3 protein-coding genes are annotated in these 3,123 nt (G+C 46.5%); all 3 read left to right on the forward strand.

What is annotated here, in order from left to right; translation table 11 throughout:
- Nucleotides 1-988: hypothetical protein (locus WEIDD23_RS04985; protein WP_197458818.1), on the forward strand; the 988-nt coding region annotated here is incomplete at its 5' end.
- Nucleotides 989-1,251: 263 nt separating this feature from the next.
- Nucleotides 1,252-2,445 carry a methionine adenosyltransferase gene (metK, locus tag WEIDD23_RS04990; protein ID WP_010375122.1) on the forward strand — a complete coding sequence of 398 codons (1,194 nt, stop codon included), beginning with the start codon at nucleotides 1,252-1,254 and terminating at the stop codon, nucleotides 2,443-2,445.
- Between the two features lie 295 nt (nucleotides 2,446-2,740).
- Nucleotides 2,741-3,123: type I restriction-modification system subunit M N-terminal domain-containing protein (locus WEIDD23_RS04995; protein WP_197458819.1), on the forward strand; the 383-nt coding region annotated here is incomplete at its 3' end.

The following is a 3,123-nucleotide window of genomic DNA, read 5'->3' on the forward strand; positions in this document are numbered from 1 at the left end:
TCGGTCGCAACAAGATTCCCTGACCACGAGTGAGCAGACGGAGGTGCAACTGACAGATGAAATCGCGATGCTGAAGGCCACAGTGCAAGCGCAACAAGACCAGCTACATCAGGCCCAGCAAGCCACAGTCGCCCCGCTTTCTGATCATAACGTGCAAACGATTTTAAATGCCTTAGCTACCCGGATTACGGAGTTAGAACAGGCTAAAGTGGCGGTGCGCCCGGAAGTTGGTGAAGGGGCACCGGCTTTGGCTGAAACAGAACCAGTTGAGATTGCGGCACAACCGGCGCCTCTAACGAACGCTGAATTGCTGCGTCAGTTAATTGCAAATTTAACGGCCAATTCATTGGCGGAATACCATCCTATTGAACGGCTTGTGCAAAAATATAACGATCTGGTTGAGGGGGATGAGCTGACATTATGGACGACGTTACAGGGCCATTTTGTTACTGAAGATGATGATCGGTATTTTGTGGATAACAGTTTCGCGTATCATGAACTCTCAGACGTTGATTGCAATGGTCTTGACGTGACTGATATTGCAGATGGGGAACTGTATTCCGCACGGCAACGGATTGATAGTGACCGAATTGTCTTAATTCGATCACTCCATAAACAATATGAGCGACCAGCCAGTGTTTATAATGACGCTGATTTGCAGCGCTTTGAAGATGCGACTGTCTTGGCGGGTAAGAACGTGCTTATTGTCAGTTGGTGGGGTGAGACAGCCAATCACGCGAAACGTAAATTGGAGAAGATGGGGGCAAATGTGAAGTGGCTCGACACGTCAACCGTCGCCAATAATAAGGTAGCCGATGAAATGCGGAAAGAGTTGTACGATGTCCGGATTGTCGTGTTACGAGGTGCCCATCATGAGACCGTCAACGAAGCCCATCAGTTGCGACGCGAGGGGATGAACATCTTTATTTTAGGGAACCCAGGCACGAGTACACTGGTGAAAGTTACACTGCATGCCACGACATCATAAACGATTAGAAAATTTCTAACTTGCTAATTTTATGTAAAAACCGTAAACTAGTTGGAGTATTAAAAAGTAAATAAATTCGACTTTCCTATCGAGAGTTCAGGGAGGGACTAGACCCTTTGATCTGACGCCAACTTACCCGTTTCGGGCGATGTGGTACTTTCTAGCAGATAGGCGCATATCGATTCAACCCGACATGCCGCCTACGAGTGGTATGTCGGGTTTTTAGTTTTTGAGAGATATTAAGTTTAGGAGATTTTTTACACATGACAGAAAAGCGTTTGTTTACGTCAGAATCAGTTTCAGAAGGCCACCCCGATAAGGTTTCAGACCAAATCTCAGATGCCATCTTGGATGCTGTTTTGGCACAAGACCCACAAGCCCGTACCGCCGTTGAAACATCAGTGACAACGGGTTACGTGAACATCTTTGGTGAGATGTCAACGAAGGCCTATGTAAACATCAACGATATCGTACGCCAAACGTTGAAGCGTATTGGTTACGATGATAAGGATGCTGGTTTCTTGGCTGATGATATCCACGTTGGGATTACGTTGGATGAGCAATCACCAGATATTGCCCAAGGTGTTGATTCAGCAATTGAGCAACGTGAAGACGGTGGGGTTGATCCATTGGACCAAATTGGTGCCGGTGATCAAGGTTTGATGTTTGGTTTTGCAACGAACGAAACCGATGAGTACTTGCCATTGTCAGTTGTTTTGTCACACAAGTTGGTGAAGAAGCAAGCTGAAGTCCGTCGTAACGGTGAGTTGTCATACTTATTGCCTGACGCTAAGGCGCAAGTGACGGTTGAATTGGATGAAAACGACAAGCCAACGCGTATCGACGCCGTTGTTTTGTCAACGCAACACCGTGATTCAGTGACATTGGATCAATTGCGTGCTGACGTGCGCAAGTTCATCCTTGACCCTGTGTTGCCAGCCGACATGGTCGATGACGACACACGTTACTACATCAACCCAACTGGTCGTTTCGTTATCGGTGGACCTAAGGGTGATGCTGGTATGACGGGTCGTAAGATTATTGTTGACACGTACGGTGGATACGCACGTCACGGTGGTGGTGCCTTCTCAGGTAAGGACGCAACCAAGGTTGACCGTTCAGCTGCCTACGCAACGCGTCACATCGCCAAGAACATCGTTGCAGCTGGTTTGGCCGAAAAGGTTGAAATCCAAGTTGCCTACGCTATCGGTGTGGCAAAGCCGGTTTCAGTTAACGTCAACACGTTCGGTACGGGTAAGGTTTCTGATGACGAATTGGTAGCCGCAATCCGTGACTTGTTCGAGTTGCGTCCAGCCGGAATCATCGAGGACTTGGACTTGCGCAAGCCTCGCTACGAAGCAACTGCCGCATACGGTCACTTCGGTCGTCCTGAATTGGACTTGCCATGGGAGCGTTTGGACAAGGTTGACGAGTTGAAGGCATACTTTAACAAGTAATAAATAATGATAGAAGCATTGCGAGTCATTGACTAGCAATGCTTCTTTTTTTGATTGGTCGTTCTTGGTCGGTTTTAATTCGTTTCAAGTCGATTGAAAAGTTTATGGTTTCAGTAGGCTGTTGGAGTCTTCCTGATATGACTGAGCTGTTCAAAAATTTGGAATGTTTTTCTGAGACAGGACTATTGCCTGATCCTCCGTAACCCCCACTATCACCGAACTTTTTGTGTCTTTTTGATACGAGAGTGGGGTGGTCTGATACAATGAAATAAACAACAATGACAGAGGAATAGCAATGGCTAAGAAAACAGCAGAACTAAAAATTGAAGATGCCTTGTGGCAAGCAGCTGATCAACTGCGTGGAAGCATGGACGCTTCTCAATACCGTAACGTGGTATTGGGATTGATTTTCTTGAAGTACGTATCTGATTCTTTTAATGAGAAGTATGAGTCACTAATCAATTCGGATTACCCAGAAGATGCAGAAGACCGTGATATGTATACGGCTGAGAATATCTTTTGGCTACCAAAAGAAGCGCGTTGGGATGTAATTGCTTCGGCCGCAAAGACACCTGAAATTGGTGAGACTATCGACAAGGCGATGGAAGCAATTGAGCGAGAAAACGATCAAATCAAGGGTGTGTTGCCAAAGAATTATGCATCACCAGACCTGGATAA

The sequence above is a fragment of the Weissella sp. DD23 genome (assembly GCF_001579105.1).
GTDB classification, from domain to species: domain Bacteria; phylum Bacillota; class Bacilli; order Lactobacillales; family Lactobacillaceae; genus Weissella; species Weissella cibaria.